This window comes from Microbacterium sp. ISL-59, from assembly GCF_018613945.1.
Taxonomy (GTDB): Bacteria; Actinomycetota; Actinomycetes; order Actinomycetales; family Microbacteriaceae; genus Microbacterium; species Microbacterium oxydans_B.
On record NZ_JAGGPG010000004.1, the window covers coordinates 170685 to 187535 of the forward strand.

Genomic DNA, 16851 nt, shown 5'->3' on the forward strand with positions numbered 1-16851 from the left:
GGAGACACAGGAGTCACGACATCAACTTGGTCGACGCGAGTGCGTCGACGAGCTTGCGGTTGTACGTCATCAACGGGCGACGGAGCACGAGACCGAGGAGCAGCGCGGGGATGATGAACAGCGCGAGCGCGCCCAGCGACCACCAGAAGTCGCCCTGGTAGACGCCGGCGATCGCCGATCGCACCATGTTCACGGCGTAGGTCGCGGGCAGGAACGGGCTGATGCTCTGGAACCAGTCGGGCAGCAGCTGCAGCGGATACGCTCCGCCCGAACCCGAGATCTGGATCACCAGGAGCAGCACCGAGAGCGCCTTGCCCGCGTTGCCGAACGCGACCACGGCCGTGTAGACGATGAGAGTGAACACGGTCGAGATCGCCCACCCGGCCAGGATCAGCAGGAGCGGATGCGCGGGTTCGACCTGGACGAAGAGGATCAGCCCGAGGGTCAGCAGCGTGCTCTGTGCGAGACCGACCAGCCCGAAGATGCCGTAGCGGCCGAGATACTTCTGCGTCGGGGTGAGTTCGGGGCGATCGGGGAGCGTCTCGGCGTTCACGTCGACGCGGATCGTCACGGTCATCAGCAGCGCACCCACCCAGAGGGCCAGGATCATGTACAGCGGTGCCATGGCTGCGCCGAAACCGGCCACGGGGAAGACCGCGGTGCGGTCCACGCGCACGGGTTCGGCGAGGGACGTGGCGAGCACGCCGGGGTCGGCGCCCATCAGCTCACTGAGATCGCCGGTGTCCGCGGCCTTCGTCATCGCCTGCTGCACGGTGTCGAACCGGTCGGCCAACGAGTTCAGCGATGCCGACAGCTGCGTCGTGGCCTCCTGTGCGCGCGAAAGGGTCGACTGCACGGAATCGGATGCTCCGGAGAGGCCGGATGTGATGCCGGAGAGGTCGGAGCGGATCGCCGAGACGTCGGAGCCGATCTGCGTGAGGGTCGACGAGAGGGAGTTCAGCTGTGCCTTCAGCCCGTTGTCGTACGTGCTCCGTGCATCCGTGATCGCCTTCTTCGCCGCGGCGATCGCGGCGGTGATCTCCTGATGCGAGCTCTGCGCCGAGTCGTTGCCGGCCGCGATCTCGGTCGCCGCGGTCTGGAGGCGCTCCTGCAGGGCCTGCTGCCGGGCGATGGCCTCATCGAGCCGACTGATCACGGCGTCGAAGTCGGGCTGCGCGGATTCGGGAAGGTTCGGCCCGACCTCCGTCTCCAGGGTGTTCTTGACCGCGGAGTACTGGTCGATCTGCTGCTGCACGCGGTCCGCGAGCGTGGTGATCGCCTGCACCTGGCTGCCGCTGAGCGAGTCGGCCCCGGCGTACAGTTCGTCGATGCGCTGACCGACGGCGTCGTAGCTGCTCGCCGTCGCCGCGAGCGCATCCGTCAGGGACTGCGCGGCCGTCTGCAGGGTCGACTTCAGCGTGCCCGCCGCGTCCACCCCGCTGCCGAGTGCGCCCGAGGTGTCGGTGAACGCGTCGCCAGCCGAGCCGATCAGGCCCGAGGCGCTGTCGAGCAGGGGCCGGCTCGCCTCGAGCAGAGCCGTGAAGCTGTCGGCCGTGTGGGCCCCGGAGCGCAGCTGATCGCCCACGCTCCCGAGGCGCGCCTCGATGCGGGTGAGCGCTGCCTGCGTGTCCTCATCGGTGAGGTAGTCCGACATCGACGAGACGAGGCCGAGAGCCACGTCGCCGAGCGTCTGGGCGAAGGTGTCGCTGATCGCGGACGAGACCCCTTCCGCGCCCTGTCCGGTGATCTTCGGCGCCAGCGCGTTCTTCTTCTCGTTCGTGTAGAGCGCGATGTGCGTGCGGTCGCCGCCGTCGGCGTAGAACGTCAGCATGTCGGCGCTGAATGTCTCGGGAAGCACGATGGCGGCGTAGTACTCGCCCGACTTCGTGCCGTCGATCGCGTCGTGCTCATCGGTGATGACCCAGTCGAGCTGGTCGTTCCCGCGGAGCTGCGAGAGGACCTGTTCGCCGACGTTCACGCGGATCGGGACGAGGTCGCTCTCGTACCCGGCATCGGTGCTCGCGACCGCGATCTTCAGATCCTTCGTGTTCGCGAACGGATCCCAGCTGGCGATGACGTTGAACCAGGTGAACAGCGACGGGATGACGACGAGTCCGAACAGGACGATGCACGCCATCACGTTCTGGGTCGCGTGCCGCACGTCGCGGGCCGTCAGGTGCAGGATGTCCCTCATGCGCGGTCCTCCCCTTCTGCGGTCCGGTGTTCGTCTTCGTCGGTGAGTGGTTCTTCGTCCGTGAGATCTTCTTCTGTCTGCTCGGCGTCGTCCTGCTCGGCGGTCTTCTCGGGATCCGGTCCGATGCGGGGTTCCGCATCCGTCTCCGTCTCCGGATGCGGCTGCGTGTCCGGCTCGAACCATTCGGTGAGCAGGGCGTCTGCCTCGGCGCCGCCGGCCGGTGCGTCCGGTGCAGTCGGCGCATCGGGCGCCTCCGCATCGGTGGGGACGACGGGCGTGTACGGGACCGTGTCGGAATTCTCGTCCGCTGAGGCGGGCATGACCGCGTCACGACCGGCGGGCCCGACGAGGGCGAGCTCGCGCAGCTCGGCGTCGTCGAGGGCCGCGACCTCCGCGCCGTTCTCGAAGCTGTGCTTGATGTATTCGATGGCCACGAGGAATCCGATGACGAGCAGGATCCAGAGCGTCCACAGGCCCAGCAGCAGCGCCTTCGATTCGGGGAGCGCCCAGGTGATGACTCCGAGGACGACGAGCCCGGCGACTCCCGTGAGCACCGTCGCCTTCAACAGGGTGGGGTAGCGGCGGGTGAACGGCTCGGCGCGTCGAGCGAGGTCTTCGCGGTATTCGCTGCGGTTCGAGAGCGCGCGGATCACGTCGGTGAGCCGATACCCGCTGCCGACGACCTGCACCTTCTCGCCGATCAGGAGGTCGGTCGCGAGTACCTGCCGGTTGAAGAGCAGGGTGAAGTTCGCGAGCCGGCGGCGGAGCACGAGCCCGATGAGGAATGCCAGGGCGACGAACACGGCGAGGGCGCCCAAGTACCGCCAGTAGTGGCCGTCGTAGAACCCGCCGATCGTCTCGCGCATCGCGTCGATGCCGTACGAGAACGGGAGGAGCGGATAGATGGCACGGAAGAATCCGGGCATCAGCTCGATCGGGTACAGCCCGGATGCGCCGGGGATCTGCATGATCACCAGCAGGATGCACAGGCCGCGGCCGACGTGCCCGAACGCGACGCAGAGGGCATAGATGATGCTCACGTAGGCGAGGGCGATGAGCGCACCCGTGCCGACGAAGGCAGCGGCGCTGACGGTCTGCACGCCGATGATGAGGTTTCCGGTGCACACGATCAGTGCTTGGCCGACGGCGAGCGTCGCGAAGAGGAAGAAGCGGCCGAAGTAGGCCTCGCGCACGGTGACGCCCTCGACGCCCTCGGTGTCGACCTCGACGCGGAAGATCACCATGAGCACGAAGGCGCCGATCCACAGCGACAGGTTCGTGAAGAGCGCGGCCATCGCCGACCCGTAGGTGTCGACCGGGAACACCAGGTGCTCGTCGACCTCGACGGGGGAGGAGATGAACTGGGCGATCTGCTCGGGCTCCAGGTCGGTCAGTGTGCCCAGCAGACCCCATTCGGATGCGGCGTTGAGGGCGACGACGTCGGTGCGCGAGGTCTGCAGCCCCTGCTCGATGCCGGCGAGGTCGCCGTCGAAACTCTCCAGTGCCGACGAGGTGGCCACGAGCTGAGAGTCCAACCCGCCCAGCAGCTGATCGGCCTCGGCGAGCACGCCCTTCTGCGCATCCAGCGCCGCCGACAACGATCCGACGCTCGCCGACAGCTGCGACATCGCGCTGTTCAGCGAGGGGACGGTGCGGGTGAGGATGTCGCGCATGGCCGACGAGGCATCCCTGGTGTCCTGCATCGCCTTGTCGACCGCGTCGGCCGTCGCCTGGACAGAGCCCACGGTGTCGGACGCGCTGGCCTTGAGGACCTTCAGGTCTGCGAGCAGCTGCTGGTCGGTGGCGTTGCGCTGCTGCAGCGAGGCGATGACCTCGGTGAGCTGCTGCTTGGTCTCGTCGCTGAGGTCGGTGTCGTCCACGAGGGTCTGCAGACGCGCGGCGGCCGCCTCGTTCGCCTCGAGCACGTTCGAGACGTCGTCGATCCCGGCGTCGATGCGCACGCCCGCCTGCTCGAGGCTCTGGGTGAGACGGGTGATCGAGACGTTCGCCTTCGACGAGGCATCGGCGAGCAGTGTGGTGCCCTGGAGGAACGCGGTGGTGGCGCTGTCGGTGAAGGCGATCACCTCCTTCTGCGTCTCGGCGATGATCGACTGCGTCTGGTCGAGCGACTTCTGCACATCGCCGAGCGTCTTGTCGACGTCGCCGAGCGTGCTCCGTGCGGAGGCGAGCGTGCCGCGAGACGAGGTGAGGCCGTCCTGCGTCTCGGCGAGGTTCTCGCGCGCCGATGAGATGGTCTGCGCTGCCTGGTCGAACGCGTTGAGGGTGTTGTCCCTGGCGTTCAGCAGTCGCAGCTCGGTGGAGTCGCCGACGTCTTTGAGGGCGTTCGTCGCCGCGAGAGCCACCTGCTCCTTGAAAGCGCTGGTGACCTGCTTGTCGAGTTCGGAAGCGCCGACGTCGGTGATCTTGGGCGCGATCGCCCCGGCCTTCTCGTTGACGTAGTACTTCAGCGCCGGCTGGGTGAAGTCGCCGCTGGTGATGCTGACCAGGTCTTCGCTGAACTGCGCGGGGATGACGATGGCGGCGTAGACGTCGCCCTTCTTCACGGCTTCCTGAGCCTCATCCTCGCCCATGAACGTCCAGCCGAGCTGGTCGTCGTCCTCGAGCTGCGCGGTCACCTGCTCGCCGATGTCGATGTGGCCGGTGAGGTCGGAGGTGGCGCCCTCGTCGAGGTCGACCACCGCCACGCGGATGTTCGCGGTGTTCGCGTAAGGGTCCCAGAAGGCGTTGATGTTGAACCACGCGTACAGGGCCGGGGTGATGAGCACCCCGATGATGATGATCCAGGCTTTGGGCACGCGGGAGAGTCTCTTGACGTCGCGCTTGTAGACCCGCCAGCTCTGTTTCACAGGACGAGTTTACACAATACCTGCACACCAGCGTGCAAGTTAGCTGAGTAAAGCGGTCAGGCGTGCGTCAATTCAGGGTCGTGACCGTCAACTCGTTGGTGGCGGTGTCGCACATCGTGAGCTGCCACACGGGCGCGCCGTCGTCCATCACGCGGGCCATCTCCACGATCAGCGGACTCGGGTACTGCTCACCCGAGAGCTGCGCCGCGCTGTAGGCGCTGCTGCCGTTCAGCTGCTGCTCCGCCTCGGTGAGCTCCGTCTCGCCGGTCGAGAGAACCTCCAGGGTGCGGACGTCGACCAGCGACTCCCGGCCGAAGCTCGGGTCGTCGACCCGCTCGCCGAACGTGTCCTTCCGGGTGTCGGCGCTGCGCAGCCGCCACGCGAAATCGTCGTCGAGCCACTCGAGGCGCAGACCCACGATGGCGCCGCCGATCGCCTCCGACTCTCCGGGCAGGGATTCGAGGAAGTCGGACGGCCAGGAGACCTCCGACGGCAGGCAGGTGCCGGGGAAGTCGTCGCCGACGGCCTCCGGCGGGCTCGGGATCGCTGCCGCCGAGCATCCGGCACAGGCCAGCATGCCTGCGAGCACGAGTGCGCTCGCGCGCAGTCTGAGGGGAGTGGGCATCAATGCCTCCGTGGGGGTCGCCGACTTCTGGGAGCCTAGCCGGGCCAGCGCGGTCGTCTGCCCGACCGGGCCGTCAGCGCGGCGCGCTCCGCGAGGGGATGCCGATCAGTCCGCGCAACTCCTCGGCGGTGACGTCGGCGCCGAACGCGGGGTTCCCGGGCTGGAGTACGGCGCCCTCTGCCAGGCTGTCGAGGACGACGGAATCGAAGCCGAGCCTGTCGATCAGCTCCGCGACGCGGGCGAGGTCGGCGGACTCCTCACCCGCGACGGCGATGGCCTTGCGCCCGGCTGCTCCGGCCGGTCGGGACTCGTCTTCGAGGTCGTGATAGCCCATGTGGTTCAGCGCCTTCACGACCCGCGACTCCGGCAGGAACTCCTGTACGAGCTCGCTGGTCGAGGTACGTGGATCACTCAGATCGTCACGGATCCCGTCGGTCTCCCACCAGTAGTTCATGGCGTCGAGCACCAACGTCCCGCGCAGCTGCTCGACCGGGAGCGTGCGGTACTTGCCGAGGGGAAGCGCCAGGATGACGGCATCCGCCCCGGCAGCCGCGTCCGCGGCCGTCACCGCGTTGGCCCCGGGCGCGAAGACGTCGATGGTGAGCGCGATCCGTTTCGGCGCGCCCGAGCCCGCGATGAGCACGCGGTATCCCGCGGCGAGGGCGAGGCGGGCGATCGTGGTGCCCACCTTGCCCGCGCCGAGGATGCCGAGAGTCTCGATGGTGTCGTTCATGGTGATCTCCCTCACGCGTGGACGGCCTTGCCGTCTTTCGTGATCTGCGCCACACCCGGGTCGGCGAACGCGCCCTCTCCCGGGTCGTCGGCGAGCAGTTCGCGCACGCGCGGGGCGACCTTCTCTCCGAAGAGGCGGATGCTGCGCGCGCGCACGTCCTTTGGCAGGTGCATGAGGTCGTACTTCAGGTCGAACCGCGACAGGTGATTGCTCCGAACAGCGGCGGCGAGCTTGTGCGCGACGGTCTCGGGGGAGCCGACGTACAGCGCGCCGGTGTCGACCTCCTCCTCGTAGCGCTCGAGCGTCGGTGCGTAGAAGCCGCGCTCCTTGCTCATCTGGGTCACGACCGGCTCCCAGTGCTTCCAGTGCACGTTCTTCGCCTCGTCGTCGGTCTCGGCGATGAGGCCGAGCGAGTGCTGCCCGATCGGGAGTTCCGCCCGTCCGAACTGCTCCAGCGCGCGCAGGTAGAGCCGGGCGTGGCCGGCGAAACGTTCGGGGCGTCCGCCGATGATGGCCATCATCAAGGGCAGTCCGTTCTCGGCGGCGCGGATGACGGAGTCGGGGCTGCCGCCGATCCCGATCCACGCCGGGATGCCGCCCTCGGGCATGCGCGGATGCAGGCGCACGTTCTCGAGCGGGCTGCGGTAGGAGCCGCTCCAGGTGACGCTGTCCTCGCGCATCAGGCGCAGGAACAGGTCGAGCTTCTCCTCGAAGATCCGCTCGTACTCGGCGATGTCGTATCCGAAGAGGGGGAAGGACTCGATCGCCGACGCCCGCCCGAGGATGAGTTGGGCGCGTCCGCCGGAAAGCCCGTCGACCGTCGCGAACTCCTGGTAGAGCCGCACCGGGTCCTGTGTCGACAGCACGGTCACCGACGAACCCAGGCCGATCGTCGAGGTGGCTTGCGCCGCGGCCGCCAGCAGCACGGGGGTCGCGGAGTCCATGTGTCCCTCGCGGTAGTGCTCGCCGACACTGAACACGTCGAGGCCCACCGACTCGGCGAGCTGCGCCTCTTCGACGAGCAGCCGCAGCGTCTCGCCGTCCGACAGGATGCGACCGCCGTCCGTCGCCACTTCGCCGAAGGAGTTCAGCCCGAACTCGAGTTCCGTCATGTCCATCACGACCCTTCTCCACGGCACCGGTCCCTCCGGATTGACGTGTCAATACAATGCAACCGTACAATTGACGTATCAATTCCCGGAGGTGTCATGACCGAAGAACGTCGTCGCCGCACGCCGACACCCGAGCAGCTGCGCATCTGGCGGGACTTCATCGAGACCAGCGAGGTCCTTCGCTCTCGTTTCGCCGCGCAGTTGCAGAGCGAGTCCGCGCTCTCCTCCGGTGACTACCAGGTGCTCCTCGCGCTCAGCGAAGCCGACGGCCGCAGGGCGCGCTCGTCCGAGCTCGCGACGCTGATCGACTGGGAGCGCAGTCGGCTGTCACACCACCTCGGTCGGATGGAGAAGCGTGAACTCATCCGACGAGTACCGTGTGCCGACGGTGCGCACGGCGTCGATGTTCTTCTCACCGAGACCGGAGCAGACGCGTTCCGGGCGGCCAACGTCCCGCACCTTCGCGCCATCCGCTCCCTCTTCGTCGACGCGCTCTCGGCCGAACAGCTGGCCCAGGTCGACGACATCACCTCCGCTCTGCGCAGGAACCTCGACGGCTGATCGCGCGTCGAGGAGGCCTCAGAGCGCGGCGTGGTCGGCGGCGACCAGGCGTCCGATCTCGGCCGACAGGATCACGCCGGGGTGGGCGATCGCCAGATGGAGGCCGGGCATCGCGGGCACCGGCCCGACCAGGGGGTGACCGTCCGCCGGCATCGGGCGGTCGGCGATGGCGGCGTCTTCGAGGCGGACGTCGTCAGCGTCGAGGAAAGAGCGGCGGATCGCGGCGAGAGCGGTCACGGCGAGCTCTCTCGGATCACCGGAGAAGCCCTCGGGAACGTCCTCTGCGGCGAGAAGGGTGGTGTCGTCCAGCTGACGAACTTCGAGCTCCGGGGTGGAGAGGATGCCGCGCACGAGCGGGCGGGGCGTGGAGAAGCGCAGTAGGCAGCACGGCGACCCCACGACGTCGATGTTCACTCCGGCGGATGCGGCGATCCCCACGGATGCGGTGCCCGCAGCGACCACGACGCTCTTCGCCACGAGTTCGCCGTGGTCGGTGAGAACGCCCCGAACCCCTCTGTCATCGCCCAGCAACCGCACGACGGTCGTACCGGTCCGCACCTCCGCACCGTGCTCCTGCGCGCTCTGCAGCAGGGCACGCGTATACGCGACGGGGTCGACTCCGACATCGCCGGGGGCGTAGGCGACAACGTCGGGTGCCGCGCGAAGACCCGGCTCCCGCATCAACGCTTCGCGTGCCGTGAGCAGTTCCATCCGGTGCCCCGCGGCCTGGTGGTCGGAGACGAAGGCGCGAGTCAGCGCATCGGACTCCTCCCAGGTGGCCGCACCGAACGGACGGAGCCCGATGGGCGCGGTGAGTTCCGTGAGAACGCGATCGAACTCCGGCCGCGCACGCTGACGAAGGGACCCGGCGTAGGCGGCGGCGGGGCTCTTGGCCATGCCGACCCAGGCGAATGACGCGGCGGTCACCCCCGCCCCCGGTGCCCCGCGGTCGAGCACGATCACGTCGTGTCCCGTGCGAGCCAGATGATGTGCGACCGAGGCGCCGATCACACCGGCACCGACCACGATGATGCGGTCGTGTTCGGTTGCTCGCCGCTCGGGCTCCGCTTCCCGTGTCGTCACTCGAAGACGGGACTCAGGAAGCGACGCTCGTAACGGCGGATGCACTGTGTCCTACGCGCGAGGGCGAACGCCTCGATGCACTCGGGGTCGGTCTTCGAGGCGGTCCGGTAGACCTCGTACTCGGCGAGGGAGGGGAACGTGAACAGCGCGAAGGCTTCGTCGCTGTCGCCCTCGCTCGGCAGGAAGTAGCCGTGGTGGGTGCCGCCGTGCTTGGCCACGAGCCGAATCCAGGTGCGACCGTACTCGGTGAAGTCGTCGAGCTTGTCGGGATCGATCTCGTAGCGCAGGTGAACGGTGATCATGCCCCGATCCTGTCAGAGCACCGAGGCCGCCTGACGCGCCATGCCGACGGCGACATACTCCGCGGCCTCCGGCACCTCGACCGGCAGTTCGAAGACCAGAGGGGCGATCTCGCGCACGGCCTGCGACTGCGCGCCGCCGCCCACGAGCAGCACACGTTCGAGCGGGATGCCGAGCTCTCGCAGCGCATCGAGTCCGAAGCGGAGCCCGCCGAGCATGCCCTCGACCGCAGCCCTGGCGAGGTTCTCGCGGGTGGTGGAAGCGAGCGTCATGGCGTTCAGGCTCGCGGTGGCATCGGGCAGGTTGGGGGAGCGCTCGCCCTCGAAGTACGGCACGAGTTCGAGTCCGCCGGCGCCGGGTTCCGCGGTCAAGGCGAGCGTGCTCAGCCCGTCGTGGTCCACCCCGAGCAGGCGCGCGATCACGTCGAGCACCCGCGCGGCGTTGAGCGTGCAGACCAGCGGCAGGTACCCGCCGTCGGCATCAGCGAACCCCGCGACGATGCCGGTCGGCTCCGCCACCGGGCGGTCGGTCACGGCGAAGATCGTGCCCGAGGTGCCGATCGAGACGACCACATCGCCCGTCCGGGCTCCCAGGCCCAGCGCGACGGCGGCGTTGTCTCCCGCACCGGGGGCGACGCGACGCGACGCAGCGTCCGTCACGAACTCGCGTGGTCCGAGCACTCGCGGCAGGATCACGTCGTGGCCGAGCGCGGCGACGAGCAGCTCGCGGTCGTACTCGCCGGTCGCGGGGTTCCAGTATCCGGTGCCCGAGGCATCCGACCGGTCGGTCACGAGCTCATCGAAGTCGGGGCGCTCGGGGCCGAACCCACGCAGCCACCAGGTCAGCCAGTCGTGCGGCAGGGCGACGGCGGCGACGCGAGCCGCGTTGTCGGGCTCGTGGTCGCGCAGCCAGCGCAGCTTGGTGATCGTGAACGAGGCGACCGGCACGAGCCCGGTGCGATCGGCCAGGGCTGCGGCCCCGAACTCGCCGATCAGGTCTTCCGCCGCCTGCGCGGAACGGGTGTCGTTCCACAGCAGGGCGTCGCGGATGACGCGTCCCTCCGTATCGAGGGCGACGAGGCCGTGCTGCTGCCCACCGATCGCCCAGGATTCGACGTCATCGAGGCCGCCGGCATCCGCGATGGCCGCCTGCAACGCGATCCACCACGCCTCGGGGTCGACCGACGTGCCATCGGGATGCGGAGCGCGGCCGGAGCGCACGACGGCACCCGTCTCGGAGTCGACGACGACGACCTTGCAGGACTGGGTCGAGGAGTCGACCCCGAGAACGAGTGCCATCGCCGGACTCAGCGGGCGCCGAGCAGGTGCTCGGTGGCGAGCTGCTGCAGGCGCACGAAGCCGAAGCCCTTGCCGCCGAGGTACGCGTTCGCGTCGAAGTCCTCGTAGGCCGAGCGGTCGGCGAGGAACTCGTCGTACGACTCGCCCTCGTTCAGCGTGGGGGTGGAGAGCTCGGCGACCTTCGCTGCGGCCAGGGCCTCCTGCACCTCGGGGTCGGCGCGGAAGGCCGCGGCGCGCTCCTTCAGCAGCAGGTACGTGCGCATGTTGGCCGCGGCGGATGCCCAGACGCCGGCCTCGTCCTCGGTGCGCGAGGGCTTGTAGTCGAAGTGGCGGGGGCCGTCGTAGGCCGGAACCCCGCCGGGGCCGCCGTTCTCGAGCAGGTCGACGAGCGAGAACGCGTTGTGCAGGTCGCCGTGACCGAACACCAGGTCCTGGTCGTACTTGATGCCGCGCTGGCCGTTGAGGTCGATGTGGAAGAGCTTGCCGTGGAACAGCGCCTGCGCGATGCCGGCCGTGAAGTTGAGTCCGGCCATCTGCTCGTGACCGACCTCGGGGTTCACGCCCACGAGCTCGGGGCGCTCGAGCGAGTCGATGAACGCGATCGCGTGGCCGAGCGTGGGCAGCAGGATGTCGCCGCGGGGCTCGTTGGGCTTCGGCTCGATCGCGAAGCGGATGTCGTAGCCCTTGTCGGTCACGTAGTCGCCGAGCAGGTTCACGGCCTCGCGGTAGCGCTCGAGAGCCGCGCGCACGTCCTTGGCGGAGTCGTACTCCGCACCCTCACGCCCACCCCACATGACGAAGGTCTTGGCGCCGAGCTCGGCACCGAGGTCGAGCTGGCGGAACACCTTGCGCAGCGCGAAGCGACGCACCTGGCGGTCGTTCGAGGTGAAGCCGCCGTCCTTGAAGACGGGGGCGCTGAAGAGGTTGGTGGTGACCATCGGCACGATCAGGCCGGTGTCGGCGAGCGCGCCCTTGAGGCGGTCGATCTGGGTCTGGCGCTCGGCATCCGTCGATCCGAAGGCGAACAGGTCGTCGTCGTGGAAGGTGAGGCCGTAGGCACCGAGCTCGGCGAGCTTCTCGACCGCGTGCACGACGTCGAGCGCCGGACGGGTCGGACCGCCGAACGGGTCGGTGCCGTTGTAGCCGACGGTCCAGAGCCCGAAGGAGAACTTGTCGTCGCGGGTGGGGTTGGGCATGATCGCTCCTCTGCGAATGCTGCGGGCGTGCGGGATGCACGGACGCAATAAGTTGTGCTTCACAACATAACCGATGACAGGCGGCATCCGCACCCCTAAAGTGGGAACGTGCCCCCTGAATCCGCTGCCCCGCGTTCCCGCGAAGCGAACCTGGCGTGGATCCTCTCGATCGTCCACCATGACGGCCCCCGTTCACGCTCGGCCCTGACCGAGGCCACGGGCCTGAACCGCTCGACCATCGCCGCGCTGGTGGCGGAGCTCGTCGGCGCCGGACTCGTCGACGAGCGGCCGCCGGAATCCTCGACGCGGGCCGGCCGCCCCTCGCCGGTGGTCGCGCCCTCCGCCGACGTCGTGGCGATCAGCGTGCACCCCGAGGTCGACGCGGTCGAGATCGCCGCCGTCGCCCTCGACCGCAGCATCCGCGTCCGCGAGCGCATCGTCAACGCCGCCCCGCCGTCCACGGCCGATGTCGCCGCCCTCGTCGCCGAGCGCCTCGAAGGCTGGCGGACGGATGCTCTCGCCGACTGCAGCGTGATCGGCATCGGCGTCGCGGTGCCGGGGCTCGTGCGCTCGGCCGACGGCGTGGTGCGCAACGCCCCGCACCTCGGCTGGACCGACGAGCCGCTGGCCGCCCTGATCCAGGAGGCGACCGGCATCCGCACCGCGGTAGACAACGACGCGACCCTCGGCGCGCTCGCCGAGCACCTCTTCGGCGCCGGCCGGGGTATCGACGAACTCGTCTACCTCAACGGAGGCGCCTCCGGCATCGGCGGAGGACTCGTGATCCGTGGTCTGGCCGCCACCGGCGCGAGCGGCTACGCGGGCGAGTTCGGACACAACCGACCCGGCATCGAGGGCGCCGACCGTCGCACCGACGACGGCGTGCTCGAAGACGAGGTGAACCGGCGGCACCTTCTCGACCTGCTCGGGATCGACGACGCCGACGACGACGAGCTCGCCGCAGCCCTCGCTGCCGCGGAGGCGCCCGAGGTGCGCGCAGAACTCGTCCGCCAGGCCAAGATCCTCGGAAGCGCGCTGGCGAACGCGGTCAACGTCCTCAACCCGGCCCTCGTGATTCTCGGGGGGTTCCTGGCGCTGATCGACGAGGGGGCGCACGACGTGCTGGCCGATGAGGTCGCGCGGCTGTCGATGCCCGAGAGTGCGGCCGCGGTCGCGATCCGTGCCGCCGAACTCGGCTCCGATCGACTGCTCGTCGGTGCGGCGGAGTTGGCGTTCCGCCCGCTGTGGGGGAGCACCAGGGCTTTCGACGCGTCCCGCTGAGCGCAGGATCCGCTGGCCGGAATACTCCCGGTCGCCACGCCGCACCCGGACACTACGCTGAGTCTCGTGACGAACTCGCGCGACATGGTCCACATCCCCGGCGGCACGTTCCTGATGGGGTCGGACGACTTCTATCCGGACGAGCGGCCGGCGCACGAGCGCGAGGTCGAGTCGTTCTTCATCGACCGCTACCCGGTGACGAACGAGCAGTACGCCGAGTTCGTCGACGCGTCCGGGTACGTCACGGTGGCCGAACGCCCGCTCGATCCTGCGGCCTTCGCGGGTGCGGACCCCGCCGATCTCGTTCCGGGAGCGATGGTGTTCACCCCGACCGCCGGTCCGACGAATCTGGGTGACTGGCGCAACTGGTGGCGCTGGCAGCCCGGGGCGTTCTGGCGCAAGCCGTTCGGCCCTGACTCGTCGATCGACGACCGGCTGCAGCATCCGGTCGTCCACATCGCGTTCGAAGATGCCGTCGCCTACGCCGACTGGGTGGGGATGCGGCTGCCCACCGAGGCCGAACACGAATACGCGGCGCGCGGGGGACTGGAGGGCGCGGCCTTCGCCTGGGGCGACGAGGCGTACCCCGACGGGGTCGCGCAGGCGAACTCCTGGCTCGGCCGCTTCCCCTACGACAATCAGGGCGTCGGCGGCACGGCGCCTGTCGGCTCGTACCCGCCCAACGGCTACGGCCTCTACGACATGATCGCAAACGTCTGGGAGTGGACGACCGACTTCTACACGCCGCGTCACCTCCGTCTCTCGGACGCCCCTGTAGACGCCGGCAAGCGCACGAATCTGCTCGCGGCGGCCAGTGCGCAGGAGGGCTTCCCCGACATTCCGCGCCGCGTGCTCAAGGGCGGCTCGCACCTCTGCTCCCCGGACTACTGCCTGCGCTTCCGGCCCGCCGCGCGCTCGCCGCAGGCCGAGGATACGGGCATGTCGCACATCGGATTCCGCCTCACCCGTTTCGAGTGAGGTGTCCCTGGGCGCACCCGTGAGGGAGTGCTTGGCTTCGACCGAGGGCGATCGCCCCCGTCTCACGCGTCGAAGCAAGGAGCCGGTATGTCCGAGAAACCCAACATCCTCATCATCTGGGGCGATGACATCGGCATCAGCAACCTCAGCACGTACTCCGACGGCCTCATGGGCTATCGGACGCCGAACATCGACCGCATCGCCGACGAGGGCGTGAAGTTCACCGACTACTACGGCGAACAGAGCTGCACCGCGGGGCGCGCGGCGTTCATCACCGGGCAGAACCCGTACCGCACCGGACTCACCAAGGTGGGGATGCCGGGGGCGAAGCTCGGGCTCCAGCCCGAGGATCCCACCATCGCCGATGCGCTCAAGCACCACGGCTACGCCAACGGGCAGTTCGGCAAGAACCACCTCGGCGACCGCGACGAGCACCTGCCGACCGCCCATGGTTTCGACGAGTTCTTCGGAAACCTCTATCACCTCAACGCGGAGGAGGAGCCGGAGCATCCGGACTATCCGACCGATGAGGAATTCCCCGGGTTCAGCGAGAAGTTCCGACCGCGTGGGGTGCTCCACACCTGGGCGAACGCCGACGGCACGCAGCGCATCGAAGACACCGGTCCGCTGACGAAGAAGCGCATGGAGACGGTCGACGAAGAGTTCCGCGACGCGGCCGCCGACTTCATCCGCACGCAGGCCGCGGACGACACCCCGTTCTTCGTCTGGTTCAACTCCACGCACATGCACTTCCGCACGCACACCAAGGAAGAGAGCAAGGGGCGCGCGGGGCGCTGGCAGTCGGAGTATCACGACACGATGCTCGACCACGACGACGTCGTGGGCAGTCTGCTCGACCTGCTCGACGAGCTCGGGCTGGCCGAGAACACGATCGTCATGTACTCCACCGACAACGGTCCGCACATGAACAGTTGGCCGGATGCGGGCATGACCCCGTTCCGCAACGAGAAGAACTCGAACTGGGAGGGCGCCTACCGGGTGCCGGCCATGGTCCGCTGGCCCGGGCACATCCCCGCGGGCACGACGCTGAACGGCATCGTGAGCCACAACGACTGGTTCGTGACGCTGCTCGCGGCCGTCGGCGACGACGACGTGGCCGAGCGCCTGAAGGCGGGCACCGCACTGCACGGCACCGAATACAAAGTGCACCTCGACGGGAACAACCAACTCGACTACATCACCGGCGCTGTCGAGCACAGCCCGCGTCGGCACTTCTTCTACGTCTCGGACGACGGTGACCTCACGGCCCTCCGCTTCGACCATTGGAAGCTCGTGTTCCTGGAGCAGCGTGCGGTCGGCACCCTGCTGGTGTGGCAGGAGCCGTACATCGAGCTGCGCTTCCCGAAGCTGTTCAACCTGCGCACCGATCCGTACGAGCGGGCGGACATCACGTCCAATACCTACTGGGATTGGGTGATCGACCGCATCTTCCTGTTCGTGCCGGCGCAGGCCTATGTCGCCCGGATGCTGCAGTCGCTCGTCGAGTTCCCGGCTCGGCAGGAGTCGGCGTCCTTCACGATCAACCAGGTGATGAAGAAGCTGAACACCACCGCCGGCAACTCCTGACCGTCGCGCGCTCAGCCGCGGGGCGGCCCGGACGACTGACGGATGATGAGCTCGTGCGCGGTCTCGATCGTCCGCGCCTCGTCGCTCGCCGGGCGGAGGATGAGCGAGACGGCGTGCTGCCCCATCTCGAACATCGGGATGCGCGCGGTGGTGAGGGCGGGCGCGACATCCGGGGCGACGGAGATGTCGTCGAAGCCGACGACCGACATCTCCTCCGGCACACGGATGCCGTGCTGTCGCAGTTCGCTGAGGATGCCGATGGCCATGGCGTCGTTGAGGCCGACGATGGCGGTGACGTCGCGGTCGAGCAGCTCGCGCGCCCCCGCGATGCCACCCTCGCGGGTGAACTCGTGTGAGACGATGACGAGCTCCAGGTCGGGGTCGCTCGTCCCCTCTCGCAGCCCGGTGATGCGGTCGGCGACCGTGTTGAGGTCGAGCGGGCCGGCGACGACGCCGATCCGGCGGTGCCCCAGCTCGGCGAGGTGGCGTCCGACGGAGATGCCCGCACGGTGATTGTCGGGCAGCACCGCGTCGACGGGAAGGTGGTGACGGCCGATCACCGCGGCGCGGCCTCCGGACAGCGTGAAGTCGAGCAGTGCCTCGGTCATCCCCTGCTCGCGTGCGGGATCGGCGTACCCGGAGCCGGCGATGATGATCGAGCCGACGCGCTGGCGCAGCAGCGACTTCACCTGCGCGAGTTCGCTGTCGGGGGTGCGGTCGGCCTGGGCGATCTGCACGGATCGGTTCTCGAGCGTGGCACTGCGGATCACGCCGCTGGCGATGTCGGAGAAGTAGGGGTCGCCGATCTCGTGCACCACGAGGCCGATCGTCGGCACGAGCCCGCCGGCGAGTCCGCGCGCGTGCATGTTGGGTTCGTAGCCGAGCTGCTTGGCGATGACGCGCACGTGCGCCGCCACTTCGGGAGAGATGCCGGATCCGCCGCTCATCGCCCGCGACGCGCTCGCCAGGGAGACCCCTGCGGTTTCGGCCACATCGATGAGTCGTGGCGCGCCTTCACGCTTCACGAAACCTCCCC

Annotated in this window: 14 protein-coding genes; 4 read left to right on the forward strand and 10 right to left on the reverse strand. The window is 68.8% G+C overall.

Annotated elements, in window-relative coordinates; genetic code table 11:
• Positions 1-13: 13 nt before the first annotated feature.
• The 5 genes from J7E45_RS14325 to J7E45_RS14345 form a co-directional block, all read right to left on the reverse strand.
• Positions 14-2194 carry a YhgE/Pip domain-containing protein gene (locus J7E45_RS14325; RefSeq protein ID WP_215070175.1) on the reverse strand — a complete coding sequence of 727 codons (2181 nt, stop codon included), beginning with the start codon at positions 2192-2194 and terminating at the stop codon, positions 14-16.
• A complete protein-coding gene (locus tag J7E45_RS18210) occupies positions 2191-5061 on the reverse strand; it encodes a YhgE/Pip domain-containing protein (RefSeq protein ID WP_215070177.1) in 2871 nt (956 codons plus the stop codon). The genes J7E45_RS14325 and J7E45_RS18210 overlap by 4 nt, the downstream gene beginning before the upstream one ends.
• Before the next feature lie 67 nt (positions 5062-5128).
• Positions 5129-5686: a hypothetical protein gene (locus tag J7E45_RS14335; protein ID WP_215070179.1), complete on the reverse strand. Its 558-nt coding sequence runs from the start codon at positions 5684-5686 to the stop codon at positions 5129-5131.
• Between the two features lie 73 nt (positions 5687-5759).
• Positions 5760-6419: an NAD(P)-binding domain-containing protein gene (locus J7E45_RS14340; RefSeq protein WP_215070181.1), complete on the reverse strand. Its 660-nt coding sequence runs from the start codon at positions 6417-6419 to the stop codon at positions 5760-5762.
• An 11-nt stretch (positions 6420-6430) separates the two neighbouring features.
• Positions 6431-7537, reverse strand: coding sequence for an LLM class flavin-dependent oxidoreductase (locus J7E45_RS14345; protein ID WP_308162138.1), 1107 nt, complete (start codon positions 7535-7537; stop codon positions 6431-6433).
• Between the two features lie 90 nt (positions 7538-7627).
• Here J7E45_RS14345 and J7E45_RS14350 point away from each other — a divergent pair, with 90 nt between their 5' ends.
• On the forward strand, positions 7628-8092 hold the full coding sequence (locus J7E45_RS14350; RefSeq protein WP_215070183.1) for a MarR family winged helix-turn-helix transcriptional regulator: 465 nt from the start codon (positions 7628-7630) through the stop codon (positions 8090-8092).
• A gap of 18 nt (positions 8093-8110) precedes the next feature.
• Here J7E45_RS14350 and J7E45_RS14355 read toward each other — a convergent pair whose 3' ends face one another.
• Genes J7E45_RS14355 through xylA form a run of 4 tightly spaced genes read right to left on the reverse strand, consistent with a single transcriptional unit; the run spans position 8111 to position 11969 of the window.
• Positions 8111-9175, reverse strand: a complete 1065-nt coding sequence (locus tag J7E45_RS14355) for an FAD-binding oxidoreductase (RefSeq protein WP_215070185.1) — start codon at positions 9173-9175, stop codon at positions 8111-8113.
• Positions 9172-9477: an NIPSNAP family protein gene (locus J7E45_RS14360; RefSeq protein WP_215070187.1), complete on the reverse strand. Its 306-nt coding sequence runs from the start codon at positions 9475-9477 to the stop codon at positions 9172-9174. Before J7E45_RS14360 ends, J7E45_RS14355 begins: the two co-directional genes overlap by 4 nt.
• 12 nt (positions 9478-9489) lie before the next feature.
• A complete protein-coding gene (gene xylB / locus J7E45_RS14365; protein ID WP_215070189.1) occupies positions 9490-10773 on the reverse strand; it encodes a xylulokinase in 1284 nt (427 codons plus the stop codon).
• A gap of 8 nt (positions 10774-10781) precedes the next feature.
• Positions 10782-11969 (reverse strand): xylose isomerase, encoded by a 1188-nt coding sequence (gene xylA, locus J7E45_RS14370; RefSeq protein ID WP_215070191.1) that lies wholly within the window; start codon positions 11967-11969, stop codon positions 10782-10784.
• 108 nt (positions 11970-12077) lie between these two features.
• On the opposite strand from xylA, the gene J7E45_RS14375 reads away from it, so the two are divergent.
• The 3 genes from J7E45_RS14375 to J7E45_RS14385 all read left to right on the forward strand — a co-directional run bounded on the left by J7E45_RS14375 (position 12078) and on the right by J7E45_RS14385 (position 15815).
• Positions 12078-13250 (forward strand): ROK family protein, encoded by a 1173-nt coding sequence (locus J7E45_RS14375; protein ID WP_215070193.1) that lies wholly within the window; start codon positions 12078-12080, stop codon positions 13248-13250.
• An 84-nt stretch (positions 13251-13334) separates the two neighbouring features.
• Positions 13335-14228 (forward strand): formylglycine-generating enzyme family protein, encoded by an 894-nt coding sequence (locus J7E45_RS14380; RefSeq protein ID WP_215070668.1) that lies wholly within the window; start codon positions 13335-13337, stop codon positions 14226-14228.
• 87 nt (positions 14229-14315) lie between these two features.
• Entirely contained in the window at positions 14316-15815 is a 1500-nt protein-coding gene (locus J7E45_RS14385) for an arylsulfatase (RefSeq protein WP_215070195.1), read from the forward strand.
• 11 nt (positions 15816-15826) lie between these two features.
• Here J7E45_RS14385 and J7E45_RS14390 read toward each other — a convergent pair whose 3' ends face one another.
• On the reverse strand, positions 15827-16840 hold the full coding sequence (locus tag J7E45_RS14390) for a LacI family DNA-binding transcriptional regulator (protein WP_215070197.1): 1014 nt from the start codon (positions 16838-16840) through the stop codon (positions 15827-15829).
• Positions 16841-16851 lie beyond the last annotated feature (11 nt).